Below are 24,976 nucleotides of genomic sequence, written 5' to 3' on the forward strand. Positions count from 1 at the left end.
CGACCAAGCTGTGGGAAAGTCGCAAGGATCGGCGCGTGAGCTACGTCGTGTTCCCTGCGGGCCCGGACGACGCCCTCGACCTGGCCCGCCTGCATGTCGCCTCCTGGCGGGAGACCTATCGCGGCCTCTTGCCGGAGGACTATCTCGCCGCCATGTCGCCAGAGGCCCAGGCCCGGCGGTTCTACACCGCCCTGATGCAGCCGGAGCCGACCGACGCCACGCTCGTCGCCGCCAATCGCGCGGGGCTGGTGGGATACGCCTCCGGCGGGCGCTCACGCCAGGGCCTGCCCGGCGAGGCCGAGATCGCCACCCTCTATGTTCTGCGCGCCGCCCAGGGCCGGGGGCTCGGCCGGCGGCTGGTGCAGGGCCTGGCGCGGGTCTTCGCCGCCAACGGCGCCGCCTCCCTGACCATTTCGGTGCTGCGCGACAACCTGCCGGCCCGGCGATTCTACGAACATCTCGGCGGCCTGCCCGACGTGCCGCGGCGGGAGCCCGGGCCCGGCGGCGTGGTGGCCGAAGTCAGCTACCGTTGGCCCGACATCCGCGATCTGGTCTCATAGGGCGGCTATTGAGCGCTTCAGGGGATCGCCATGCTCTACATGCTGCTGTGCTTCAATTCCGAGGAGGTCGTCGGCGCCTGGACGCCGGAGGAGGACGCCGCCGTCATGGATCGGCTGGATGCGGTCCACCGGCGCCTCGCCGAGGCCGGCAAGCTCGGCCCGGCCGCGCGGCTTGCGCCGACGAGCACGGCGCGCACGCTCTGGAAGGGCAGCCCCATGGTCACCGACGGCCCCTATGCCGAGACCAAGGAACAGCTGCTGGGATTCTATCTGGTCGACTGCGCCGACATGGACGAGGCCGCCGCCGTCGCCCGCGAGCTGGAACAGGCCAATCCCGGCCTCGGCGCCTACGAGATCCGGCCCTTGCGGCTCTTTCTTCCCGGCGCCTGGAGCCCGGAGGCGGAACTGGAGACCGTAGGCTAGCGACGGGCGGCCGCTAAACGCCCGTCACCTCTTCCCAGAATCGCTTGGCCTTGCCGAGGAAGCTGGCCGATTTCGGGTGCTGGGCCTCGCCGCAGCTTTCGGCCAGCTGGCGCATCAGCTCCTTCTGGCGGGCGTTGAGCTTGGTGGGCGTTTCGACGAACAGCTCCACCACCAGGTCGCCGCGCTCGCGCGAGCGGAGCGAAGGCATGCCGCGGCCCTTCAGCCGCACGGTGCGGCCGGTCTGGGCTCCTTCCGGCACCTTCACGGCGATCTTGCAATTGCCGTCGCAGTTCTCGCCGCCCAACAGGCAAGGGGCGTCGATCTCGCCGCCGAGCGCCGCCACCGTCATCGGCACGGGCACGGTGCACAAGAGGTCCAGGCCGTCGCGGTCGAACAGCTCGTGCGGCTTCACCGACAGGAAGATGTAGAGGTCGCCGCGAGGCCCGCCGCGGGCGCCGGCGTCGCCTTCGCCGGCCAACCGGATGCGAGATCCGTCGTCCACCCCGGCGGGAATGCGCACCTGCAGGGTCCGCTGCTTGCGCACCTGGCCATGGCCGTGACAGTCGGCGCAGGGGTCGAGCACCAACCGGCCGGAGCCGCCGCAGCGCGGGCAGGCGCGCTCGATGGAGAAGAAGCCTTGGCTGGCCCGCACCCGACCGCCGCCGCCGCAGGTCCCGCAGACCGTGGGGCTGGTGCCCGGCTTGGCGCCTGACCCGTCGCAGGTCTCGCAGGTGACGGAGGCTGGAACGGTGATCTCCACCTCGGCGCCGGCATAGGCCTGCTCCAGGGTGATCTCCAGGTCGTAACGAAGGTCCTGGCCCCGGGCCGGACCCGCCCGCTGGCGGCGGCCGCCGAACATGTCGCCGAAGACGTCGCCGAACACCTCGTTGAAGATGTCGTTCACGTCGTGGAACTGGGCCCCGTTCGCCCCGCCGGCGCCGTTGACCCCCGCATGGCCGAAGCGGTCGTAGGCGGCCCGCTTCTGCGGATCGGAGAGAACCGAATAGGCCTCGTTGATCTCCTTGAAACGGGACGAAGCCTCCTCGCAGCCGCCGTTGCGGTCGGGATGGTGCTCCATGGCCAGCTTGCGGAAGGACGCCTTCAGGGCGGCCTCGTCGCAGCCGCGGCTCACGCCCAGGATCTCGTAATAGTCCCGCATCTGATGTCAGGCGTTCAGCATGTCATGATGAAATGAGGTGGGATGGCCCCGGCGCGGCTGCAAGGCTTGAGCGCCCCGCCGCGCGGAGCCCATGGCGGGCTTGTGGCCGTCGCGGCCGCCCGCCATGGGACCTATGGTCACGCCGACTTCTTCTGGTCGTCGTCGCCGACTTCCTCGAACTCGGCGTCGACCACGTCTTCGCCGCTCGAGGCTTCGTCGGAGGCCGGGCTTTCGGCCGAGCCTTGCTGGGCGGCGTACATCGCCTCGCCCAGCTTCATGGAGGCCTGGATCAGGGTCTGGGTCTTGGCCGCGATGGCCTCGGCGTCCTCACCCTCGCGCACCGACTTCAGGTCGGCGAGCGCCGCCTCGATGGCCTCCTTGTCGGCGCCGGCGATCTTGTCGCCGTGCTCCGAGAGCGCCTTCTCGGTGGAGTGGATGACGGCCTCGGCCTGGTTCTTGGCCTCGACCGCGGCCTTGCGCTTCTCGTCCTCGGCCTTGTGCGACTCGGCCTCCTTGACCATCCGGTCGATGTCGGCGTCCGAGAGGCCGCCGTTCGCCTGGATGCGGATCGACTGTTCCTTGTTGGTCGCCTTGTCGCGCGCCTGGACGTTGACGATGCCGTTGGCGTCGATGTCGAAGGTGACCTCGATCTGCGGCACGCCGCGCGGCGCCGGCGGGATGCCGACCAGGTCGAACTGGCCCAGCAGCTTGTTGTCGGCCGCCATCGGGCGCTCGCCCTGGAAGACCCGGATCGTCACGGCCGACTGGTTGTCGTCCGCGGTCGAGAAGGTCTGGGACCGCTTGGTGGGGATGGTGGTGTTGCGCTCGATCAGCGGGGTGAAAACGCCGCCCAGGGTCTCGATGCCGAGGGTGAGCGGGGTCACGTCCAGCAGCAGCACGTCCTTGACGTCGCCCTGCAGCACGCCGGCCTGGACCGCGGCGCCCAGCGCCACGACTTCGTCCGGGTTCACGCCCTTGTGGGGCTCGCGGCCGAAGAACTCCTTCACCGTCTCGACGACCTTGGGCATGCGGGTCATGCCGCCGACCAGGATCACCTCGTCGATGTCGGACTTCTTGAGGCCTGCATCCTTCAGCGCCTGCTCGCAGGGGCCGATGGTCTTGGCCACCAGGTCCTCCACCAGGGCCTCCAGCTTGGCGCGGGAGAGCTTGATGTTCAGGTGCAGCGGGCCGTTGGCGTTCATGGAGATGAAGGGCAGGTTCACCTCGTACTGGGTGGTCGAGGAGAGCTCCTTCTTGGCCTTCTCGGCCTCTTCCTTCAGGCGTTGGAGGGCCAGCTTGTCCTTGCGCAGGTCGACGCCGTTCTCCTTCTTGAACTCGTCGGCCAGGTAGTCGACCACGCGCAGGTCGAAGTCCTCGCCGCCGAGGAAGGTGTCGCCGTTGGTGGACTTCACCTCGAAGACGCCGTCGCCGATTTCCAGGATCGACACGTCGAAGGTGCCGCCGCCCAGGTCGTAGACCGCGATCTTCTTGCCGTCGTTCTTCTCGAGCCCGTAGGCGAGGGCGGCGGCGGTGGGTTCGTTGATGATGCGCAGGACTTCCAGGCCGGCGATCTTGCCGGCGTCCTTGGTGGCCTGGCGCTGGGCGTCGTTGAAATAGGCCGGGACGGTGATGACCGCCTTCTCGACCTTCTCGCCGAGGTGCTGCTCGGCGGCTTCCTTCATCTTCTGCAGGATGAAGGCCGAAACCTGCTGGGGCGAGTAGTCCTTGCCCTGAGCCTTCACCCAGGCGTCGCCGTTCGGACCCTTGACGATGTCATAGGGCACCATGTGGCGGTCCTTCTCGACGACGGGGTCGGAGAAGTTCCGGCCGATCAGGCGCTTGATGGCGAAAAGGGTGTTGGACGGGTTGGTGACCGCCTGGCGCTTGGCGGGCTGGCCGACCAGGCGCTCGCCGTCTTCCAGGAAGGCGACGATGGAGGGCGTCGTCCGGACGCCTTCGGCGTTCTCGATCACTTTCGGCGTCTTGCCGTCCATGATGGCGACGCACGAGTTGGTGGTCCCGAGGTCGATGCCGATGATCTTGCTCATATCGAGTCTTGCTCGCTCCTGATTGGCGGGCGCCGCATTGAGGGCCTTCTGGCGAAGCACCCCGTTTCTTGTCGACGCCCCCGGTTCGAATAAGGGCTCGGCCGGTTAACCCACACGGAAACCGGCGTCGAGTCGCGATATGGGATGAAGCGCTGCGCCTGCAAGGGCGAATGACCCTAGATTCTTCGGGGTTTTCGTCGCACCGCGTTCGTCCAGTCGCCCATATAGTCGGCGTAGCGAGGCGCCGCATAGGGCGCGGAACCGCCCTCGCGGGCCAGATAGGCGTGCTGCACCACCATGGCCTGCTGCTCGATATTGAGCGCCGCGAACGGGCGACCGTCGCCGAGATCGTAGGCGTAAGCCCCGCGCCCATCGCCGGCCTTCAGCTTGGCCAGGGGCAGGAAGACGCCGTTCTGCGCCTGCCAGGCGTGGACCAGCTCATGCACCAGCACCGAACGCAGCCAGACCGGAGCCGCGGCGAAGTCGGCGAGCGCCGAGGCCGCCGGCCAGACGACGAAGCGTCCGTTCGGGACGAAAGGCCGCGGCCAGGCGGGGAGGGACAGGATCCGGATCCGCGCAGCGTCCAGCGCGCTTCCGAAGACCTCCTGCGCCAGGTCCCGTTCCCCGTCCGTCAGCCGCCGCCAGCGCAGCGGCGCCATGCGCCGATCGCTCGTCATCGCCTACATATGGGCCGACATGACTCTTTCGACGACCACCGGTTTTCGCCTGCTGCCCGGCCGGCTGGACGCCGCCGCCCAGGCCCGGCTACGGGACGAGGTGCTGGCGCGCGCCGCCCGCGCGCCTTTCGTGACTCAGGTCACGCCGGGCGGAAGGCCGATGTCGGTGCGCACCACCAGCTTCGGGGCGCTGGGCTGGACCACCGACCGGCGAGGCTATCGCTACGAGCCGCATCACCCACAGACCGGCGAGGCCTGGCCGGATATTCCGGAGGTCTTGCTCGACCTCTGGGCCGAACTGGCGGACCCGGCGACGCCGCCGGACGCCTGCCTGGTCAACTTCTATGGGCCGCAAGCGCGGATGAGCCTGCACCAGGACCGAGACGAGGCCGACTTCCGCTTTCCCGTCCTTTCGGTTTCGCTGGGCGACACGGCGGTCTTCCGGCTCGGGGGCGCGCGGCGCGGCGATCCGACGCGGACCCTGAAACTCGCCTCCGGCGATGTCTGCCTGCTGGCGGGCGAGGCGCGCCTCTTCCATCACGGCGTCGACCGCATCCTGGCGGGCTCCTCGAGCCTGATCCCGGGGGGAGGCCGGATCAACCTCACCCTGCGGCGGGCGGCGCCCTGACAGTGGACTCCCGAGGGGGTAAGGCCGCAGGATCGGCTCACGATCCAGGGAGGCTTTCGTCCATGCCTACGCTCACCCGGCCCGAGGGCTCGAAGCCGGAGGACTTCCATCTGTCCCGTCGCGGCCTGGCGGCGGCCGTGTTCGGCGGCTACGCCGTCTACGCCTTTTCCGCCGAGGCCCAGCCGATCACCACCGACGCCGAGGGCCTGATCACCGAAATGGTCGAGATTTCGGCCCCTGATCGGGAGATCCCCGCCTTCGTCGCGCGCCCCGATGCGCGCGGCCGTTTTCCGGTGGTGCTGGTGGTCTCCGAGGTCTTCGGGCTGCACGAATACATCCGCGACATCTGCCGCCGCCTCGCCAAGCTCGGCTACGTCGCCATCGCGCCCGACTTCTTCATCCGCCAGGGCGATCCCTCCGAGGTCGCCGACTTCGCCCAGATCCGCGCCATCGTCGGCGCGGCCTCTGAGGCCCAGGTGCTGGGCGATGTGAAGGCCGCCTTCGACTTCGTCACCCGCCAGCCTTACGCCGACCGGGCCAAGGTGGCGATCACCGGTTTCTGCTGGGGCGGAGCGGTGGTCTGGCTGGCGGCGGCGCGGTTCCCCGAGATCAAGGCCGGCGTGGCCTGGTACGGCCGGCTCTCCGCGCCGCCGGAGGGCGAATTCCTGGGCGAGCCGAACCGCACCTGGCCGCTGCAGGTCGCCCACCGACTCCATGCTCCGGTGCTCGGCCTCTACGCCGGCAAGGACGCCGGGATTCCCGCAGGCGATGTCGAGGCGATGAAGGAGGCCCTGCGGCGCGCGGCGAAGGCCTCCAGCGACATCGTCGTCTATCCGGAAAGCCAGCACGGCTTCCACGCCGACTATCGCAGCTCCTACGACGCCGAGGCCGCCCAGGACGGCTGGCGGCGGATGCTGGCCCACTTCGCCGCCCATGGCGTGCGGCCGCGGGCCTATCGCCCCGCCCGGTAGGGTCGGCTTCGCGCCTCGCCTTAGTACGGCGGAATGTCGTTGGGAGTCAGGCCGTCGATCAGATCGCCCACGCGGTCCGGTTCGGGCTGCGGCGGGGGCGTGATCTTCGGCGGCGGGCGGGCGGCCTTCTCGGCCTCGGCCTGGGCCAGCTTCTCGGCGGCGGCGGCCTCCGCCCTGGCCTTTTCCTCGGCGGCCTGCTCGGCCTCCGCGCGCAGCTCCTCCTCGGTCTTTTCCGGCGGCGGCGGCGGGCGTTCGTCGGTCTCGAGCAGCTCGGCGTCGGGCGCCTGAATGGCCTGGCCGGGCGTCGCGTCCGGCCCCTCGCCCGGCAGGCGGCCGCGATCCGGGGCGCCGCGCAGGCCCAGCACGAAGCCGCCCACGGCGCAGGCCAGGATAAGGACGGCGACCACCTGCAGGACGCTTCGGGGCATGCTCCACATGGCGGCGAACCTAGCGGCCCGCATCGAGCGCCACAATCGTCTTGCAGCGGCCTTGGGCCGCAGGCTGGAAAGCGCGAAGTAAACGCCTCTTAACCCTCTGCGCGCCAGATAGGCTCGACTTCGGATGGAGGGTCTGGATGGCGCGGGCGGCGCGGAAGACGGGGTTGGATCTGGCGCTGCACATCGCGGGCCTGGCCTGGGAGCATCCGGCCTGCGCGCGCCTGCGGGGCGGGATCGTGGCCGCCGCCGGCCTCGCCTTCGCCGTGGCGCTCGCCACCTATGACGCAGCCGACCCGAGCTTCAACGCCGCCTCCCCGCTGCCGCCCTCGAACGTGCTGGGTGGCCCGGGGGCGGCGGCGGCCGACGTCGGAATGCAGTCCCTGGGCCTGGCCGCCGGGGTGGCCGCCCTTTTGATGGTGCTGTTCGGCCTCTATCGCACCGCCTCGCCCCAGCCGGCCCGCACGCGAAACCACATCCGCCTGCGCGCGGCGATCGGGACCCTGGGAATCCTGGCGCTCGCCGGCATCCTCGCCGCGCCCGCCCCGCCGGCCGCCTGGCCGCTGGCCAAGGGCCTCGGCGGCTTCTGGGGCGACGGACTGCTGCACGCCTTCGCCGGTCTCTTCGCCTATGCTCACGTTCCGGCAGGGAGCCTGATCGCCAGCCTGCTGCTGGCGGCCGGGGCGCTCGCCGCCCTCGGCTACGCGATCGGGGTGCGCCGCACCGACCTGGAGGTGGTCGGCGACTGGATGCGCGCCGCCGCCGCCCGCAAGGCCGCCGCGCCGGCGCCCGCCAAGCCGGTCCGTCCCTCGGTCGCCCGCCGCGCCAAGGCCGCCGCCGCCAAGGCCACGACCATTCCCGAAGCCGCCTTCGATCCCGCCCCGGAGGAGGCGCCCGAGCCGCCGCCGACCCCCGCCGCCCCGGTGGCCATCAAGGCGCCCAAGCCCGCCGCCAAGGACTCCGGACGCGAGCAGCGCGAGGCGCAGGGAGCGTTCGAGTTCGTCAGGACCGAGGGCTTTATGCTCCCGGAACTGGCCATGCTGGCCAAGCCGAAGCCCCGCGCGTCCTCCTTCGACGAAGGCGCGCTTCGCCAGAACGCCCAGCTCCTGGAGAACGTGCTCGCCGAGTTCGGCGTCCGCGGCCAGATCGACCAGATCCGCCCGGGCCCCGTGGTGACGCTGTATGAACTGGTCCCCGCCGCCGGCGTGAAGTCGGCGCGGGTCGTGGCCCTGGCCGACGACATCGCCCGCTCAATGTCTGTGGCCGCCTGCCGGGTCAGCGTCGTCTCCGGCCGCAACGCCATCGGCATCGAACTGCCCAACGCCCGGCGCGAGACCGTCTATCTGCGCGACCTGCTGGCCAGCGCCGAATACGAGAAGTCGACCCAGGCCCTGCCGATGGCGCTGGGCGAGAACATCGGCGGGGAGCCCTATATCGCCGACCTCTCCAAGATGCCCCACCTCCTGATCGCCGGCACCACCGGCTCGGGCAAGTCGGTGGGGGTCAACGCCATGATCCTGTCGATCCTCTACCGCCTGCCGCCCGAGCAGTGCCGGTTCATCATGATCGACCCGAAGATGCTGGAGCTGTCGGTCTATGACGGCATCCCGCACCTGCTGGCGCCCGTGGTGACCGACCCGAAGAAGGCCATCGTGGCGCTGAAGTGGACCGTCCGCGAGATGGAGGACCGCTACCGCCTGATGTCGAAGATCGGCGTACGGAACGTCGCCTCCTACAACGAGCGCGCCCGCGAAGCCGCCGCCCGCGGCGAGCATTTCGAACGCACCGTCCAGACCGGCTTCGACGACGCCGGCCGGCCGATCTACGAAAGCGAGCGGATCGACCCGAAGCCCATGCCCTATCTCGTCGTGGTGATCGACGAGGTGGCCGATCTGATGCTGGTGGCCGGCAAGGACGTGGAAGGCGCCGTCCAGCGCCTGGCCCAGATGGCTCGGGCGGCCGGCATCCATCTGGTCATGGCCACCCAGCGCCCGTCGGTGGACGTGATCACCGGCACCATCAAGGCCAATTTCCCGACCCGGATCTCCTTCCAGGTCACCTCGAAGATCGACTCGCGCACCATCCTGGGCGAGCAGGGCGCCGAGCAGCTGCTGGGCCAGGGCGACATGCTCTACATGGCCGGCGGCGGCCGCATCACACGCCTGCACGGCCCGTTCGTCTCCGACCAGGAAGTCGAGGCGGTGGCCAAGTTCCTGCGCGACCAGGGCCAGCCCCAGTACCTGGAGGAGATCACCGCCGGCGGCGAGGAGGAGGGCGAGGAAGGCGAGCTGTTCGGCGCGGACGGCGGCGGCTCCAGCGACGACCTCTACGACCGCGCCGTGGCCGTGGTCACCCGCGACCGCAAGGCGTCGACCTCCTACGTCCAGCGGCGGCTGCAGATCGGCTACAACCGCGCCGCCTCGCTCATCGAGCGCATGGAACAGGAGGGCGTGGTCAGCCCCGCCAACCACGCCGGCAAGCGCGAAGTGCTGGCGAGCGCGGCGCCCTGAGCCTAAGGCCCGTCGTCCTTCGTGAGCAGGCTTAAGCGCGCACGGCTGCGGCCACGGCGGCGTTGAGTTCCGTCGGGAACACCCCGGCCATGCCTTCGATGGCGGTGTTGGTGAGCGACACCGCGGTCGTCTCGTGATCCACATCGATCATCCAGGCGTGGCCGTATACGCCGCCCCAGCTCACCGTATTGCGGTTGAGCGAGGACCCCGCCGCCTGCGGATCCAGCAGGACCGCGCCGATATGGCCGAAGCCCCAGCCAGGGCCGTGGGTGGTCACGGGCAGTTCGCCGATCTGGTTCTTCAGCGCCGCCGCGGCGGTGGCTTCGGTCAGGATCGGCGCGCCGCCGGCCCGGATGGTCTCCAGCAGCTTCAAGGCGTCGCCCGCCGTGCCGGCCATGCCGGCGCCACCCGACGGGAAAGAGGCCGGCCGCAGAGTCCGGCTAGGCGCGTAGCGAATGCCCGAGAGCTCGGCGAAGGGAGAGATGTCGGGGTCTTCCATAGGCCGCGGCTCGGGCTGGGCGTCCAGGTACGGCTTGGCCAGGCGTCCGGGGTCTTTGGCGACGAAAGCCGTGTCGCCCATGCCGAGGGGCTGGAGGACGGTCTCGTCCAGCACCTCCTGCAGAGACTTGCCCGCCGCTTTCGTCATCGCCGCGCCCAGCACGTCCAGCCCGAGGGAGTAGTTCCACGCCGCGCCCGGAGGGAAGAAGAGGTCGACGCCGGCCAGGCGCTTCAACTCCTCGTCCATCGAGAGATCCGGCTGATCCATGCCGTCGGAGACGCCTGCGGCGAGGTAAGGGCCGCCGTCGGGTTGCAGGAAGCCGTAGCTCAGACCCGAGGTATGGGTGAGCAGGTGGCCGACGGTGATGTCCGGGACCCGGCCGTCGGGAAGCTTCGGCCTGAAATCCGGCAGGAAGCTCGAGACCGGCGCGTCGAGCGGCAGCGACCCGCGCTCAGCCAGGGCCAAAGCCGAGGCGGCGACGATCGGCTTGGTCACCGACGAGAACCGGAAGACCGTGTCCAAGGCCATGGGCCGCCCCGCCTCGCGGTCGGCGAGACCGGCCGCCCGGGCATAGGCCGGCTCGCCTCTATGCGAGACCAGCACCACCGCTCCCACAATGCGCTTCTCGGCAAGCGCCCGGTCGATGACGTCGTCGAGCCGGTCCTGCAGGGATAGGGTCATGGAGCGCTCCGTCGGATCGGGGTTTCCGATCAGATGGATCGTCAGCGCCTCGGCGCAAGGCTTTGCCCGGGAGATCCCTCCGCGCCCCTCCAAGAGGAGCGCGGGGCGAGCAGGGCCTACTCCGCCGCCACCGCCGCACGGGCGCCAAGGCGCTGGACGAGGGCCTCGTACTGACTCCACAGCCCGGCGGGGAGCCGGTCGCCGAACCGGCGGTAGAAGTCCGGGATCAGCCCCGCCTCCTCGGCCCAGACCTCGCGGTCGACCGAGAGCAGGGCGTCCAGCGCGGCGTCGGAAATCTCAAGCCCCGACAGATCGAGCGCGGCCTTGGTCGGCAGGCGTCCAATCGGAGAGTCCGCCGCCTCGGCGGTTCCTTCCAGGCGGCCGAAGATCCACTTCAGCACCCGGGCGTTTTCGCCATAGCCCGGCCAAAGGAACTTGCCGTCCGCGCCCTTGCGGAACCAGTTCACGAAATAGATCCGCGGCAGCTTCGCCGGATCGGCCGTCTCGCCGACCTTCAGCCAGTGGCTGAAATAGTCGCCCATGTTGTAGCCGCAGAACGGCAGCATGGCGAAGGGATCGCGGCGCAGCTCGCCGACCTTGTTCTCGGCCGCCGCCGTGCCTTCGGAGGCGACGTTCGAGGCCAGGAAGACGCCGTGGGCCCAGTCAAAGGCCTCGGTGACCAGCGGCACCGCGCTGGCCCGGCGACCGCCGAACAGGATGGCGGAGATCGGCACGCCCTTGGGATCGTCCCATTCCGGCGCGATCACTGGACACTGATCGGCCGGCACGGCGAAGCGGGCGTTCGGATGGGCGGCGGGCTCGCCCATCTCGGGCGACCAGGGGCGGCCCTTCCAGTCCGTCAGGCCTTCCGGCGGGGTGTCGGTCAGGCCTTCCCACCAGACGTCGCCATCGGCGGTCAGGGCCACATTGGTGAAGATGGTGTTGGCGTGCAGGGCGTCGACCGCGTTCTTGTTGGTGGCGTTCCCGGTGCCGGGCGCCACGCCGAAGAAGCCCGCCTCGGGATTGATGGCGTAGAGCCGCCCATCGTCGGCGAACCGCATCCAGCAGATGTCGTCGCCCACCGTCTCGGCCTTCCAGCCGGGGATGGTCGGCTGCAGCATGGCCATGTTGGTCTTGCCGCAGGCCGAGGGGAAGGCGGCGGCCACATAGCGGACCTGGCCCTCCGGGGAGGTCAGCTTGAGGATCAGCATGTGCTCGGCCAGCCAGCCCTCGTCGCGGGCCATCACCGAGGCGATGCGCAGGGCGTAGCACTTCTTGCCCAGGAGGGCGTTGCCGCCGTAGCCGGAGCCGTAGGACCAGATCTCCCGGCTCTCCGGGAAGTGGACGATGTACTTGATATCGTTGCAGGGCCAGGGAACGTCCTGCTGGCCGGGCTCCAGCGGCGCGCCGACCGAATGCAGGGCCGGCACGAAGAAGCCGTCTTCGCCCAGTTCCTCCAGCGCCCCCGCGCCCATGCGCGTCATTACCCGCATGGAAAGCGCCACATAGGCCGAATCGGTGATCTCGACGCCGAGGGCGGAAATCTTCGACCCCAGCGGGCCCATGCAGAAGGGGACCACGTACATGGTGCGGCCGCGCATGCAGCCCCGGAACAGGTCGGTCAGGTCGGCCCGCATCTCGTCGGGATCGAGCCAGTTGTTGGTCGGCCCGGCGTCGGCCGGGTCCTTGGAGCAGATGAAGGTTCGGCTCTCCACCCGGGCCACGTCGCGCGGGTCGGAGGCGGCGTAGAAGCTGTTGGGGCGCTTTTGCGGATCGAGCGGCTTCAGCGTGCCGCTCGCCACCAGCTCCGCGGTGAGCTCGTTCCACTCCGCTTCCGAACCGTCGCACCAGCGGACCCGGTCCGGCTGCGTCAATTCGGCGACTTCACGTACCCAGGCCAGAAGGCCCTTATGCTTTGTCGGAGCCTGATCCAGCCCCGGAATGGCCACGCCCATCTAGGCTTCGCCCTTTCTTGGTCAATCCACGCGCCCGTCGCGGCCCCCGCCCCTGCAAACCCAGGGCCGTCCCCCAAGGGGCCGAACCGGTCCTGATTAGGTTTGATTGGGAGGGCGCACAAGCTTGACCAAAGGTCAGCAAGTATTGACACCGGTATCATCCTGCGATCAGCGACTCACTCTCACGCCATTGCTTCAACCGCGCGGGGGTTCCCACTCCGGCCCACTTGACCGGCGCACGGCGATCCTCGGCCAAGACCCAGCCGCGCTGAAAATCCTGCTTTGGGACAACGATGGTCCGGTAACGTGATCGCAACGGGCGGCGGCCTAAGGTCGCGGCGCGGGAGGGGGCCGGCCTTGAAAATACTCGACGAAGGGCTCGACGAGCTCGCGGCGGTCGCGCACCAGGGCGCGCCCCTGCGCTTCATCGTCACCTGCCTCTCCGCAATCATCGCCACCGCGCTGCTGCCCAGCTGGATCTGCACCGGCTGGCTGGCGGCCATGTCGCTGGCCGAGCTCTGGGCCTATTCCACCACCCGCCGCCAGGCGCGGGGCGAGACCGTCGGGCCGGCCGCCCGCGCCAGCTACGCCGTGACCCTCTTCCTTGTCGCCGGCGGCTGGATGGCGTTCGGAGCCCTGCTCTGGGCCCAGGGTTCGCCCGGCGGAGCCGTCGCCGGGACGGCGATATGGCTCTCGGTGATCTTCTTCGCCCAGACCTTCGCCTATGTCTCCCGAGCCGGCCTGGTGATCGGCGGCGCCCTGCCCAGCCTGGCGCTGGCGGCCTATCTCGCCTGGGAGCCCGGCCCGCTGGGGGAAACGCGCCTGCCGATCCTGGCGCTGCTTTCGGTCAGCCTGCTGTTCGCGGCCGACGGGGTGGCGCGGATGATGCGGGCCCGCAAGCACTTCGACCAGGCCCAGGCCCGGCTGCAGGCCTCCGAGACCCAGTACCGGATGCTGGCCGACCACATCACCGACGTGATCTCGCTTTCCAGCGTGGACGGCCGGCGGCTCTATCTCTCGCCTTCGATCGAGGCGGCGATGGGCTACACGACCGAGGAGCTCTATCGCAGCGGCCTCTACACCTATCTCCATCCCGACGACAAAACCTGGCTGCCGGCCGAACTCGCCCGACTGGCGGAGACCGGCGGACAGGCCACCCATCAGTATCGGGTGCAGCATAAGGACGGCCGGACCATCTGGGTGGAGACCACCTTCGACATCGTGCCGCCCAGCGCGGCCGATCCGGAGGCCAAGGTGGTCTCGGTCTCCCGCGTGATCGACGCACGCAAGGCGCTGGAGACCGAGCTCGTGGAGGCGCGCCGCCGGGCGGAGGCCGCTGCGGCGGCCAAGTCCGACTTCCTCGCCAACATGACCCACGAGCTGCGCACGCCGCTCAACGCCATCATCGGCTTTTCCGGCATCCTCAAGGACTCCCCCAACCTCACTCCGCAGGATTCCCGCCACGCCCACCTGATCGACGAAGCCAGCCGCAGCCTGCTGGAGCTGGTCAACGACGTGCTGGACTTCTCTCGCCTGGAATCCGGCCAGGTGGAGGTGGAGGCCCGCCCCTTCGACCCCCTCGAGCCCGCCCAGGCGCTCGGCGCGCTCCTCGCCGGCCAGGCGGAGGCCCGGGGCCTCTCCCTCGCCGTGCGGGCGGAGGGCGAGATCGCGCCCTTGCTGGGCGACGCCGCCCGGATCCGCCAGGTGCTGCTGAACTTCCTCTCCAACGCCCTGAAATTCACCGAGCGCGGCGGCGTGACCCTGACGGTCCGGCAGTCGCCCCTCTCCGGCCAACGGGCGCGCCTGCGCATGGAGGTCGCCGACACCGGCATCGGCCTGCGCGAAGACCAGATCGAGCACCTGTTCGACCGCTTCACCCAGGCCGACGCCACGGTTTCACGTCGCTACGGCGGCACGGGCCTGGGCCTGGCGATCTGCAAACGCACCGTCGAGCTCATGGGCGGGCGGATCGGCGCCGGCTCCAAACCGGGCGAAGGCTCCACCTTCTGGTTCGAGCTCGACCTTCCGGTCACGGACGAGCTTCCCTCGCCGACGCCCGAGCCCGAATCGCAGGTCGACTTCGCCAGACCCATGCGGCTGCTCCTGGCGGAGGACGTGGCGGTGAACCGCGAGCTGATCGCCACCCTGCTCGCCCCCTTCAGCCTCGAGATCGAGACCGCGGAGAACGGCGAGGAGGCCGTCGCCGCGGTGACCCGCGCCCACTTCGACCTGGTGCTCATGGACGTGCAGATGCCGGTGATGGACGGCCTCACCGCCACGCGGCTGATCCGCAGCCTCCCCGATCCTGCGGCTCGCGCCGTACCGATCGTCGCCATGACCGCCAACGTGCTTTCCGACCAGGTGGAGACCTGCCGCCAGGCCGGTATGGACGATCACCTGGGCAAGCCGATCGACCCGCGCAGCCTCCTGGAGGTCATCGCCCATTGGGCCGGCCGCAATCGCGACGTTCCGGCGGAGGAGGCGCGGCGCAGCGCCTGACCCCGCGCGGAACGGAACGCGCGCTTTCGCCGTTCCGGCGCCCTATTGATGGCGCCCCGCCGGTCTAGGCTCCGCGCCCGCTATATGGAGGTTCCATGTCCCGCCTGACCCGTCGCGCCCTTGCGTTCGGTCTCGCCGCCCTGCCGCTGCCGGCGTTCGCCCAGCGGGCGGGGGCGCCCGCGCTGTCAGCGGCCGACAAGGCGCTGGTGGACCGCGCCGCGGCCTATCTGCAGGGCCTGAACGAGGCCAAGGGCCGCTTCGTCCAAACCGATCCCCGCGGCGCCGTCAGCCGCGGTCAATTCTATTTGAAGCGCCCGGGCAAGGCGCGCTTCGACTACGAGCCGCCATCCGGCCTGCTGGTGGTGTCCGACGGCGCGCTGGTCTCCATCGCCGATTCACGGCTGAAAACCTTCGAGAGCTATCCGCTGCAGGCGACGCCGCTTTCGCTGTTTCTCGCCCGCCAGATTCGGCTGGATCGCGGGGTGGTGATCAGCCGGGTCGCCCGGCATGCCGACGGCTTCTCGATCGTGGCCCGCGATGGGCGGCGCGAAGCCGAAGGCCAGATCACCATGACCTTCGCCGACCGGCCGCTGGCCCTGACCGGCTGGACGGTGACCGACGCGCAGGGGCAGTCCACCCGGGTGCAGCTCAGCGGGTTCGCCCCCACCTCCGGCCTGGCGGCCTCGCTCTTCGTCCTGAAGGACCCGCGGCCGAAGAACGTGGGTCGCGGCAAGGTGTGATAATTTCGCAACGCGCAAGACGTTGCGATATCGGCCTTGATAATTCCTTCATCAAGCGCCATTTATACAACATGAGGTTCGCGCGATCGCGGGCCTGATCCGTGCCGGAACCTATCCCCTCCCGGCGGCGGCATGAGAGACAGACTTCACGCCCGGACGCTCTGGCGTCCGGGCGTTTCTTTTCGTCCGATCGAAGCTTAAACACCGCCCATGCGCCTTCGCCTTTGCACCTGGAACGTGAACTCCGTCCGGCTTCGGGCCGAACAGGTCGCCCGATTCGTCGACGAACAGGCGCCCGACGTGCTCTGCATGCAGGAGATCAAGTGCCAGGAGGGGGAATTCCCCCGTCAGGTCTTCGAGGATCTCGGCCTGCCGCATATCCGGATCTCGGGCCAGAAGGGCTGGCACGGCGTGGCCATCGCCTCACGCCTGCCGCTGGAGGGCGCGCCGACCCTCGCCGTCTGCCGCGAGGGCCACGCCCGCTGCGTCTCGGCCAAGGTGGCGGGGATCGAGATCCAGAACTTCTACGTGCCGGCTGGGGGCGACGTGCCGGATCGCGCGCTCAACCCCAAGTTCGACCACAAGCTCGACTTCTTCGAGAAGCTGACGGCTGAGATGGCGCGCCGCGACCCGAAGGCCCCCCTGGCGATCGTGGGCGACCTCAATGTGGCGCCCGGCGAGTTCGACGTCTGGAGCCACAAGCAGATGTCGAGGATCGTCAGCCACACGCCCGTCGAAGTGGCCGCCATGGAGGCGCTGAAGGCGAGCCTGGGCTTCATCGACCTGCCGCGCGAAGCGACGCCGGAGCCGCAGAAGCTGTTCTCCTGGTGGAGCTACCGCGCCGCCGACTTCCGCGCCTCGAACCGCGGCCTGCGTCTCGACCACATCTGGGTGAGCCCCGGCCTGCGCGAGGCGGCCTTCCGGCAGGGCTCCGCCGCCGCCCGCGTCCACGACGACGTCCGCGCCTGGACGCGCCCCAGCGACCACGCCCCCGTTACCGCGGATCTGGGCCTCTAAGGCGCCAGGCGGTAGCCGCCCGCCTCCGTGATCAGCAAGCGAGCGTTGGAGGGGTCCGGCTCGATCTTCTGGCGCAGGCGATAGACGTGAGTCTCCAGCGTATGGGTGGTGACGCCGGCGTTATAGCCCCAGACCTCGGCCAGCAGCTCTTCGCGGCTCACCGCCTTCTCCCCGGCCCGGTAGAGGTACTTCAGGATGTTGGTTTCCTTCTCGGTCAGCCGGATCTTCTTCTGGTTGGCGTCGATCAGGAGCTTGGCCGAGGGGCGGAACTCATAGCCCCCCAGGTGGAAGACCGCGCCCTCGGACTGTTCGGCGCTGCGCAGCTGGGCCCGGATGCGGGCGAGCAGGACCTGGAACTTGAAGGGCTTGGTGACATAATCGTTGGCCCCGGCCTCCAAGCCCTTGATGGTGTCCTCATCGGTGTCGGCCGCCGTCAGCATGATGATCGGGGCCGCGACGCCGCGTTGGCGCATCTGGCGGCAGGCCTCGCGGCCGTTCATGTCGGGCAGGTCTACGTCCAGCAGGATCAGGTCGGGGGGGCGGTCCACCGCCGCCAGCACCCCCTCGGCCGCGGTGGCGGCCTCGATGGCCTGGAATTCTTCCTGGAGCTGAAGCTGTTCGGCGATCGCGCCGCGCAGGTCTTCGTTGTCGTCGACGACGAGCAGGGTCTTGCGTTGAGCCATAGACGGGAACATGCACCGTGTCGGCCCTGTTCGCCAACCATCGGAGGAAACCCGGGCGCATGATCTTCACGGCGATGTCAGACGGCCGCTTCGACCTGGCCGGCCGGATCACCCGCTGCGCGCTGGGCCGGGGCGGGGTGATCGCGGCCGAGGACAAGCGCGAGGGCGACGGCTGCACCCCGCTGGGGACCTGGACGATCCGGCGCATCCTGTTCCGCCCTGACAAGGGCGGTCGGCCCGACACCGGCCTGCCCACCAAGGCGCTGGAGCGTGACGACGGCTGGTGCGACGACCCTGACGACCCCGCCTACAACCGCCCGGTCAAACTGCCCCATCCGGCGCGGGCCGAGGCCATGTGGCGCGAGGACGAGCTCTACGACCTGGTCGGCGTGCTGGCGCACAACGACGATCCGCCGGTCCCGGGGCTCGGCTCCTGCATCTTCCTGCACCTCGCCAAGCCGGACTACGCCCCCACCGAGGGCTGCATCGCGCTTTCGCGGGAGGACATGATTTCGCTGCTGGCCATGGCCAAGCATGGCGACGCCGTGGCGGTGGTTCGGGCCTAGAGCGCGTTAACTCCTGCTCTAGATTCAAGGGTTTGAGCGCGTACTGAGCGCAAATCCGGGTTCCACTTTTGCGGAACGCGCTCTAGGGCTCAGCGCGCCCCGAACAGGGCCGAGCCCACGCGGACGCTGGTGGAGCCGAAGGCGATGGCGGTCTCGAAATCGTCGCTCATCCCCATGGAGAGCTTTGAAAGCCCGTTGCGCGCCGCGATCTTGGCCAGCAGGGCGAAGTGCGGCCCAGCGGGTTCCTCAGCCGGCGGAATGCACATCAGGCCCTCGATGGCGAGGCCGTAGGCCTCCCTGCAGGCGGCGATGAAGGCGTCCGCCTCCTGCGGCGCGATGCCGGCCTTCTGCGGCTCCTCGCCGGTGTTCACCTGCACATAGAGGCGCGGCGCCCGGCCCTGGCGGGCGATCTCGGCGGCTAGGGCGGCGGCCAGCTTTTCCCGGTCGAGGCTTTCGATCACGTCGAAGAAGGCCACGGCTTCGCGGGCCTTGTTGGTCTGCAAAGGTCCGATCAGGTGCAGCTCCACCTCGGCGCGGCGCTCGGACCAACGGGCCATGGCCTCCTGCACCCGGTTTTCGCCGAACACCTTCTGGCCGGCGGCCAGAACGGGTGCGACCTTCTCCCACGACTGTTGCTTGGAGACGGCGGTCAGGCTCACATCCGCCGGGTCGCGGCCGCAGGCCTTGGCGGCGCGGGCGATCCGCGCCAGGACGTCGGCGTAGGCGGCGGGAGAATCGGACATTTCGGCAAGCTTCTGGACCATGGGGCGGACGGCGGCAGCCTTAAGCGCCCGGGCGGGGTTGCGGAAGCCCCTGCCCGCCCTGCTGGCCTTCACCGACCCCGTGCGGACGCCGGATCCGACCGCCCTGGCGCGGCGTCTGCCGCGGGGAACCGGCCTGGTCTATCGCGCCTTCGGGGCGCCGGAGGCGGCGGCGACCGCCCAGGAACTGGCCCGGATCGCGCGCGAGCGAGGCCTGCTGCTGCTGATCGGGGCCGATGCGGAGCTGGCCGCGCGCGTCCGCGCCCACGGCGTTCACCTGCCCGAACGCCTGGCGCGCCTCGCCAAGCCCCTGAAACGCCGAGGATTCCTGGTGACCGCCGCGGCCCACAGCCCCCGTGCGGCCCGCATAGCCCTGGCGGCAGGCGCCGATGCGGCCGTCGTCTCCGCTGTGTTTCCGTCGAAGAGCCCGTCGGCCGGCCCGCCCATCGGCCCGTTGCGCCTCGCCCGTCTCGTGCGGACCACAGGCGGCCCCGTCTACGGCTTGGGGGGCATCGGACATGAAAACGCCCGCCAGCTGCTGCGGACGGGCCTGGTCGGACTGGCGGCCGTGGCGGCCTTTAGAACTTGAAGTTCGTCTCGAGGCGCACGCGCGGGGCGCTCTCCTGCGGCTCGGCCTTCTTGTAGGGCGGACCGTCCTTTTCGCCGAGGGCGACCGCGCCGCCGACCTGCAGGCTCGGCGTGACGCGGAAATAGGCCCCCGCCTGGACGTCGTTCCACTGCATGTCCCGCTCGGTCCGCTGATCGACGTTGAGCGAGACCCCCCAGCGCCCCTTGCGCGTATCCCACTTCAGCGACTTGCCCCCTTGGGAATTCGCCGAGGTTTCGCTGCGCACGGTGAAGTCGGCGGCCTTGCCGGTCTGGGCATGGGCGGCCGACGCGCCGCTCGCAAGGAGCGCCGCACCGATCGCTGAAATGACCAGACGCTTGAACATCGCCGCCTATATGGCCCCTTAGCCCCGGCCCCGCCACATTCGAGCGCGACCGTCGGGTCGATTAAAGTCCTGCAATGATCTAGGTCAACAGCTCCGGAGGGCGGACGCCCGCGCCAGAGGCAGTTCCTTCGCCCCCTGTGGCGACTCGGCCACGCGATTCCTGTTTGGCGCTCGTCGCAGCGTTGTTATACACGGCTGCGGCTCGGGGGGCGGCGCCGCGGCGCGGAACCGACGCGGATCTACGACTGGGAGCGATATATGCCGTTTGTGCGCGGTGAGTTGTGGCGTGGCGCGACGACCGGAGTGCTGATCCTCAGCCTCTCGGCGCTGGCGGCTTGCTCGAGCGGCGGAAGCCGGGAATCCGGCGGGTTCCGCCTGTTCGGCGGCGGCGGTTCGCGCGCAGCCTCGGCCCAGGCGCCCGCAATCGGCGTCAACGGCTATCTGTGGCGCGCCAGCCTGGATACGCTGGCCTTCATGCCGCTGGTCTCGGCCGATCCCTATGGCGGGGTGATCATCACCGACTGGTACACCAATCCGGAGCAGCCGAACGAGCGCTTCAAGTGCACCGTCTACATCCTGGATTCGCGCCTGCGCGCCGACGGCCTGAACGTGGCCGTGCACAAGCAGATTCGCGACGGCGCCGGGAACTGGGTCGACCAGCCGGCCGCCGGCCAGACTGAGATCGACCTGGAAAACGCGATCCTTACCAGGGCGCGGCAGCTTCGGCTGTCGAACATCCGGGGCTGACGCCTCCGCAACGGGCGCATTGAGGAGCCGAACCCTAGATGCGCCTGCCCCGCCGGGCCGGCGCTTCTCAAAGACGCGGCCAGGCCTCCTCAACCGATCTTCCGAAAGCGCCCGTCCATGGCCCGCTACAATCCGAAAGAAACCGAGCCGAAGTGGCGCAAGGCCTGGGAGTCGGCGCAGGCGTTCAAGCCCGCTCCGCCGGCGCCCGACGTTCCCAAGTACTACGTGCTGGAGATGTTCCCCTATCCCTCGGGGCGCCTGCACATGGGCCATGTGCGCAACTACGCCCTGGGGGACGTGGTGGCGCGCTACAAGCGCGCCCGGGGTTTCAACGTGCTGCATCCGATGGGGTGGGACGCTTTCGGCCTCCCGGCCGAGAACGCGGCGATGGAGCGCGGCGTCGACCCCCGCGGCTGGACCTACGACAACATCGACCGGATGCGCGGCGAGCTGAAGCAGCTCGGCCTGTCGATCGACTGGTCGCGCGAGTTCGCCACCTGCGACGTCGAATACTACGGCAAGCAGCAGGACTGGTTCCTGGACCTGCTGAAGCGCGGCCTAGTCTATCGCCGCGAGAGCACCGTCAACTGGGATCCGGTCGACCAGACCGTGCTCGCCAATGAACAGGTGGTGGACGGCCGCGGCTGGCGTTCGGGCGCGGTGGTGGAGAAGCGCAAGCTGAACCAGTGGTTCCTGCGCATCACCGACTATGCCGACCAGCTGATCGAGGGTCTGGAGACCCTGGAGCGCTGGCCGGACAAGGTCCGGACCATGCAGGAGAACTGGATCGGCCGCTCGAAGGGCTGCCGGCTGACCTGGAAGTTCGCCGGCGATGCCTCGGCCGGCTTCGAGGACGGAATCGAGGTCTACACCACCCGGCCGGACACCCTGTACGGCGCGAGCTTCTTAGGGATCGCGCCGGATCATCCGCTGGCCGAGCAGTTGGCTGCGGATCCGAAGGTCGCCGCCTTCATCGCCGAATGTCGCAAGGGCGGCGCCTCGGAGGCCGAGATCGAGACCGCCGAGAAGATCGGCTTCGACACCGGCCTGACGGTGGCCCATCCCTTCGATCCCGATTGGAAGCTGCCGGTCTGGATCGCGAACTTCATCCTGATGGACTACGGCACCGGCGCCATCTTCGGCTGCCCGGCGCACGACCAGCGCGACCTGGATTTCGCGAGGAAATACAAGCTGCCGGTGAAGCCCGTGGTGCTGCCGCCGGGCGAGGATCCGGCCACCTTCCAGGTGGCCGACGAGGCCTATGTAGGACCCGGGACCATCTTCAACTCGGCGTTCCTGGACGGCCTGGACATCGAGGCTGCCAAGGGTGCGGCGATCGCCAAGGTGGAGGCTCAGGGCCAGGGCGAAGGCGCCACCGTCTATCGCCTGCGCGACTGGGGCGTGGCGCGCCAGCGGGGCTGGGGCTGTCCGATTCCGGTGGTCCATTGCGACAGGTGCGGGGTCGTTCCCCTGCCCAAGAGCGCCCTGCCCGTCGAGCTGCCGCAAGACCTGGATTTCTCGAAACCCGGCAACGCCCTGGCGCGCCATCCCACCTGGAAGCACACCACCTGCCCCGACTGCGGCGGGCCGGCGACGCGCGAGACCGACACCCTGGACACCTTCGTGGACTCCTCCTGGTACTTCGCGCGCTTCGCCAATCCGAACGCCGACGAGCCGGTCGACAAGGCCGCCGCCGATTACTGGCTGCCGGTGGACCAGTATGTGGGCGGCATCGAGCACGCGGTGCTGCACCTGCTCTACGCCCGCTTCGTCACCCGCGCGCTGTCGGACGAGGGCATGCTGTCGGTGAAGGAGCCCTTCGCCGGCCTGTTCACCCAGGGCATGGTGACCCACGAAACCTATCGGCGTCAGTCCGGCGACTGGATCGAGCCCAAGGAGGTGGAGATCCGCGCCGAGGGGAACACGCGACGGGCCGTGCTGCTCGAAACCGGCGAGCCGGTGGTCATCGGCGACGTCGAAAAGATGTCGAAGTCCAAGCGCAACACCGTGGCGCCGGAGGAGATCTTCGACGTCTACGGGGTCGACGCCGCGCGCCTGTTCGTCCTTTCCGACTCGCCGCCCGAGCGCGACACCCAGTGGTCGGCCGCCGGCGTCGAGGGCGCCTGGCGCTTCGTCAACCGGGTCTGGAACGAGTTCGACAGCCAGCCGGCGGACGTTCCGGCGGCCGCCATGGGCGATCCGAAGGCCGAGGAGCTGCGCGCCTTCACCCATCGCACCATCAAGGCGGTGACCGAGGCGGTGGAGACCTTCCGGTTCAATTCCGGCATCGCGCGGATGTACGAATTCCTCAACAAGCTCAAGGAGTTCCCGGCAGAGGGCGCGAGCCCCGCGGTGCTGTCCGCGCGCCACGAGGCGCTCTCGGCCTTCGCGCGCCTGATCGCCCCCTTCACGCCGCACCTGGCCGAAGAGGCCTGGGCGCGGATCGGCGGCGAAGGTCTGGCGGTGCACGCGCCCTGGCCGGAGTTCGATCCCGCCCTCACCCAGGACACGGTCAAGATCCTGCCCGTGCAGGTCAACGGCAAGCGCCGCGGGGAGATTTCCGCCCCGGCGGGAGCCGAACCGGCCGATGTGGAGAAGATCGTGCTTGACGATCCGGAGATCGCGCGGCGCCTTGAGGGCCTGACGATCCGCAAGGTCATCGTGGTGAAGGACCGCATCGTCAACATCGTGGCCGGGTGAAGATCATGAACCGCAGCTTCGTCTCCGCCGCCGTCCTGGCCGGCGCGCTCGTCCTGGGCGGCTGCGGCTTCACGCCCCTCTACGCCTCGCCCGGCGTGACTCGCCAACTGGCCGGCGTGCAGGTGACGGCGCCGGAGGGGCGAGCCGGACACCTGATCCGCGAGCATCTGGACGATGCGCTGGGGCGGGCCAAGGGGACCGAGCCGCTTTACCGGATGGAGCTGCAGCTCTTCGAGACGCGCTACCCCCGCGGCGTGCGCGTCGACGCCGTGGCCACACGCTACGAATATGTACTGACCGCGGCCTACACCTTGACCTCCGTCGCCTCCGGGGCGGCGGTGAAGACCGGCCAGGCGCGGGTGGAGGTGACCTACGACTCCGCCGACCAGCCCTACGCCTCCATCGCCGCCCAGCAGGACGCGCAGGATCGCGCCGCCGCCGAAGCCGCCCGCCGCATCGAACTGGAGCTCGCCGCCTGGCTGGCGACCCAGGACCGGTCGTGACCTAGCCAAGGGGCGGGGTTGTCATTGATCCTCTCCAAACGCCCCGACATCGAGCGGTTCCTCGCCAAGCCCGATCCGAAGGTCCGGGCGATCCTGATCTATGGCCGCGACATGGGCGTCGTGCGGGATCGGGCCAATGCGCTTGCGGCCAAGTCGGTGGAGCGGCCGGACGATCCCTTCGACGTGGCGCTTCTGACCGACGGTGATCTCGATTCCGACGGCGGCCGGCTGGAGGGCGAGCTCGCCGCCCAATCGCTGATGGGCGGCCGGCGCCTCGTGCGGCTGAAGCTCTCGGTGGAGAAGGCCAGCCTCGACCGCCAGGCCGCCGAGGCCCTGACGGCGCACGCCGAGGGCCGGCTGAACCCGGATGCGGTGTTCATCGTCGAGGCCGGAAACCTTGGCCGTGACTCCGCGCTGCGCAAGGCCGCCGAGAAGGCCGAGAACGCCGCCGCCATCCCCTGCTACGAAGATGAGCCCGGCGACGTCGCCCGACTGGTGCGCGAAACCCTCGCCTCCGACGGCGTCGCCCTCGACGCGCCGGCCCTGCAGCTTTTCGTCTCCCGCCTGCCGCGCGAGCGCGGGGTCGCCCGCCAGGAGATCGAGCGGCTGGCCCTCTATCTCGGGCCAGGCAGCGGTCGCACGGCCTCCGCCGCCGACCTGGAGGATTTTCTCGGCGTCGAGCCCGAAGCCTCGCTCTCCGACGCCGCCGCCGACGCCTTCGGCGGGCGTCTGGCCGAGGCCCAGGCCGCCCTGCGCCGCGCCCGCGCCGAGGGCGAAGCCGGCCCGGCCGCCGTGCGGGCGATCGGAGCCTATCTCGGCCGCCTGCGGCGAACCTTGACCCTGATGCGCAACGGCGCAGGCGCTCAGGAGGCGGCCAAGGCCTCCGGCGTCTTCTGGAAACAGGAGCGGGAGTTCTTGCGCCAGGTCCGGGCCTGGAGCCTGGAAGAGCTCGACCGCCTGCAGCCCGACGTGCTGGCCGCCGACCGCGCCTGCAAGACCGCCGGGGCTCCCGACCACCTGATCGCCGAGCGCCTGGCGCTCACCATCGCCGGCCGCGCACGGCGACTGGGGCTGTAACCCTCCGTCGTCCGGGCGTCGCCCGGCCGCCACCTCCCCCCAAGAGGGGGACCTACCCAGACTCGGCGCTCCCCCCTCTGGGGGAGCTGTCGCCGAAGGCCACTGAGGGCGATTTTGACCGCAAATAAAATCGCGTCTGTGGCGCATAGCCCGCGCCGTGCCCGGCCTCCGGTACGGCTGGTGCG

At 69.8% G+C, this 24,976-nt stretch carries 24 protein-coding genes; 14 read left to right on the top strand and 10 right to left on the bottom strand.

The annotated features are described in order from the left end of the window. Positions 1 to 35 precede the first annotated feature (35 nt). Together ACK41C_RS05205 and ACK41C_RS05210 are read left to right on the top strand one after the other, a co-directional pair. Entirely contained in the window at positions 36 to 560 is a 525-nt protein-coding gene (locus tag ACK41C_RS05205; protein ID WP_409651168.1) for an N-acetyltransferase family protein, read from the top strand. Positions 561 to 590: 30 nt separating this feature from the next. After that, positions 591 to 983 (top strand): YciI family protein, encoded by a 393-nt coding sequence (locus tag ACK41C_RS05210; RefSeq protein ID WP_409651170.1) that lies wholly within the window; start codon positions 591 to 593, stop codon positions 981 to 983. 13 nt (positions 984 to 996) lie between these two features. Here ACK41C_RS05210 and dnaJ read toward each other — a convergent pair whose 3' ends face one another. The 4 genes from dnaJ to ACK41C_RS05230 form a co-directional block, all read right to left on the bottom strand. Continuing rightward, positions 997 to 2,142, bottom strand: a complete 1,146-nt coding sequence (gene dnaJ, locus ACK41C_RS05215; protein ID WP_409651172.1) for a molecular chaperone DnaJ — start codon at positions 2,140 to 2,142, stop codon at positions 997 to 999. Between the two features lie 6 nt (positions 2,143 to 2,148). Beyond that, complete coding sequence (locus ACK41C_RS05220; RefSeq protein WP_409651174.1) at positions 2,149 to 2,283, bottom strand: hypothetical protein; 135 nt, start codon at positions 2,281 to 2,283, stop codon at positions 2,149 to 2,151. Then, entirely contained in the window at positions 2,280 to 4,190 is a 1,911-nt protein-coding gene (gene dnaK, locus ACK41C_RS05225) for a molecular chaperone DnaK (RefSeq protein WP_409651176.1), read from the bottom strand. Before dnaK ends, ACK41C_RS05220 begins: the two co-directional genes overlap by 4 nt. A gap of 176 nt (positions 4,191 to 4,366) precedes the next feature. Then, entirely contained in the window at positions 4,367 to 4,849 is a 483-nt protein-coding gene (locus ACK41C_RS05230; RefSeq protein WP_409651178.1) for a hypothetical protein, read from the bottom strand. On the opposite strand from ACK41C_RS05230, the gene ACK41C_RS05235 reads away from it, so the two are divergent. Both ACK41C_RS05235 and ACK41C_RS05240 read left to right on the top strand, forming a co-directional pair. After that, positions 4,848 to 5,495, top strand: a complete 648-nt coding sequence (locus ACK41C_RS05235) for an alpha-ketoglutarate-dependent dioxygenase AlkB (protein WP_409651180.1) — start codon at positions 4,848 to 4,850, stop codon at positions 5,493 to 5,495. The two genes, ACK41C_RS05230 and ACK41C_RS05235, sit on opposite strands and share 2 nt — an antisense overlap. 62 nt (positions 5,496 to 5,557) lie before the next feature. Beyond that, on the top strand, positions 5,558 to 6,466 hold the full coding sequence (locus ACK41C_RS05240) for a dienelactone hydrolase family protein (RefSeq protein WP_409651182.1): 909 nt from the start codon (positions 5,558 to 5,560) through the stop codon (positions 6,464 to 6,466). A gap of 20 nt (positions 6,467 to 6,486) precedes the next feature. On the opposite strand, the gene ACK41C_RS05245 is transcribed toward ACK41C_RS05240, so the two are convergent. Next, positions 6,487 to 6,894 (bottom strand): hypothetical protein, encoded by a 408-nt coding sequence (locus tag ACK41C_RS05245; protein WP_409651184.1) that lies wholly within the window; start codon positions 6,892 to 6,894, stop codon positions 6,487 to 6,489. A 146-nt stretch (positions 6,895 to 7,040) separates the two neighbouring features. Here ACK41C_RS05245 and ACK41C_RS05250 point away from each other — a divergent pair, with 146 nt between their 5' ends. After that, a complete protein-coding gene (locus ACK41C_RS05250) occupies positions 7,041 to 9,410 on the top strand; it encodes a DNA translocase FtsK 4TM domain-containing protein (protein ID WP_409651186.1) in 2,370 nt (789 codons plus the stop codon). 31 nt (positions 9,411 to 9,441) lie between these two features. Here the strand turns inward: ACK41C_RS05250 and ACK41C_RS05255 are convergent, their stop codons facing one another. After that, positions 9,442 to 10,590, bottom strand: coding sequence for a serine hydrolase domain-containing protein (locus ACK41C_RS05255; RefSeq protein WP_409651188.1), 1,149 nt, complete (start codon positions 10,588 to 10,590; stop codon positions 9,442 to 9,444). Between the two features lie 116 nt (positions 10,591 to 10,706). Then, a complete protein-coding gene (locus tag ACK41C_RS05260; protein ID WP_409651190.1) occupies positions 10,707 to 12,545 on the bottom strand; it encodes a phosphoenolpyruvate carboxykinase (GTP) in 1,839 nt (612 codons plus the stop codon). 357 nt (positions 12,546 to 12,902) lie between these two features. On the opposite strand from ACK41C_RS05260, the gene ACK41C_RS05265 reads away from it, so the two are divergent. The 3 genes from ACK41C_RS05265 (at position 12,903) to ACK41C_RS05275 (ending at position 16,801) form a co-directional block, all read left to right on the top strand. Continuing rightward, positions 12,903 to 15,044, top strand: a complete 2,142-nt coding sequence (locus ACK41C_RS05265; RefSeq protein WP_409651192.1) for an ATP-binding protein — start codon at positions 12,903 to 12,905, stop codon at positions 15,042 to 15,044. Positions 15,045 to 15,139: 95 nt separating this feature from the next. Continuing rightward, the gene (locus ACK41C_RS05270) at positions 15,140 to 15,784 is read left to right on the top strand and encodes a LolA family protein (RefSeq protein WP_409651194.1); all 645 of its coding nucleotides are present in this window, start codon (positions 15,140 to 15,142) and stop codon (positions 15,782 to 15,784) included. A gap of 210 nt (positions 15,785 to 15,994) precedes the next feature. Next, on the top strand, positions 15,995 to 16,801 hold the full coding sequence (locus tag ACK41C_RS05275; RefSeq protein WP_409651196.1) for an exodeoxyribonuclease III: 807 nt from the start codon (positions 15,995 to 15,997) through the stop codon (positions 16,799 to 16,801). Here ACK41C_RS05275 and ACK41C_RS05280 read toward each other — a convergent pair. Beyond that, positions 16,798 to 17,484, bottom strand: a complete 687-nt coding sequence (locus ACK41C_RS05280) for a response regulator transcription factor (RefSeq protein ID WP_409651198.1) — start codon at positions 17,482 to 17,484, stop codon at positions 16,798 to 16,800. The genes ACK41C_RS05275 and ACK41C_RS05280 overlap by 4 nt on opposite strands. 59 nt (positions 17,485 to 17,543) lie before the next feature. Here ACK41C_RS05280 and ACK41C_RS05285 point away from each other — a divergent pair, with 59 nt between their 5' ends. Then, complete coding sequence (locus ACK41C_RS05285; RefSeq protein WP_409651200.1) at positions 17,544 to 18,050, top strand: L,D-transpeptidase; 507 nt, start codon at positions 17,544 to 17,546, stop codon at positions 18,048 to 18,050. An 89-nt stretch (positions 18,051 to 18,139) separates the two neighbouring features. On the opposite strand, the gene ACK41C_RS05290 is transcribed toward ACK41C_RS05285, so the two are convergent. After that, the gene (locus ACK41C_RS05290; protein ID WP_409651201.1) at positions 18,140 to 18,793 is read right to left on the bottom strand and encodes a YggS family pyridoxal phosphate-dependent enzyme; all 654 of its coding nucleotides are present in this window, start codon (positions 18,791 to 18,793) and stop codon (positions 18,140 to 18,142) included. Positions 18,794 to 18,851: 58 nt separating this feature from the next. Here ACK41C_RS05290 and ACK41C_RS05295 point away from each other — a divergent pair, with 58 nt between their 5' ends. Continuing rightward, positions 18,852 to 19,400 (top strand): thiamine phosphate synthase, encoded by a 549-nt coding sequence (locus tag ACK41C_RS05295; protein ID WP_409651203.1) that lies wholly within the window; start codon positions 18,852 to 18,854, stop codon positions 19,398 to 19,400. Here ACK41C_RS05295 and ACK41C_RS05300 read toward each other — a convergent pair. Continuing rightward, on the bottom strand, positions 19,390 to 19,764 hold the full coding sequence (locus ACK41C_RS05300; protein ID WP_409651205.1) for an NtrZ family periplasmic regulatory protein: 375 nt from the start codon (positions 19,762 to 19,764) through the stop codon (positions 19,390 to 19,392). The genes ACK41C_RS05295 and ACK41C_RS05300 overlap by 11 nt on opposite strands. 258 nt (positions 19,765 to 20,022) lie before the next feature. Here ACK41C_RS05300 and ACK41C_RS05305 point away from each other — a divergent pair, with 258 nt between their 5' ends. The 4 genes from ACK41C_RS05305 (at position 20,023) to holA (ending at position 24,791) form a co-directional block, all read left to right on the top strand. Then, positions 20,023 to 20,511: a DUF3576 domain-containing protein gene (locus ACK41C_RS05305; RefSeq protein WP_409651207.1), complete on the top strand. Its 489-nt coding sequence runs from the start codon at positions 20,023 to 20,025 to the stop codon at positions 20,509 to 20,511. Positions 20,512 to 20,628: 117 nt separating this feature from the next. After that, positions 20,629 to 23,211 carry a leucine--tRNA ligase gene (gene leuS / locus ACK41C_RS05310; protein WP_409651209.1) on the top strand — a complete coding sequence of 861 codons (2,583 nt, stop codon included), beginning with the start codon at positions 20,629 to 20,631 and terminating at the stop codon, positions 23,209 to 23,211. Positions 23,212 to 23,216: 5 nt separating this feature from the next. Then, positions 23,217 to 23,714: an LPS assembly lipoprotein LptE gene (gene lptE, locus ACK41C_RS05315; RefSeq protein WP_409651211.1), complete on the top strand. Its 498-nt coding sequence runs from the start codon at positions 23,217 to 23,219 to the stop codon at positions 23,712 to 23,714. Positions 23,715 to 23,738: 24 nt separating this feature from the next. Then, positions 23,739 to 24,791, top strand: a complete 1,053-nt coding sequence (gene holA, locus ACK41C_RS05320; RefSeq protein ID WP_409651213.1) for a DNA polymerase III subunit delta — start codon at positions 23,739 to 23,741, stop codon at positions 24,789 to 24,791. Positions 24,792 to 24,976 lie beyond the last annotated feature (185 nt).

This window comes from Phenylobacterium sp. (genome assembly GCF_046290725.1).
In the GTDB taxonomy this organism is placed as follows: Bacteria; Pseudomonadota; Alphaproteobacteria; order Caulobacterales; family Caulobacteraceae; genus Phenylobacterium.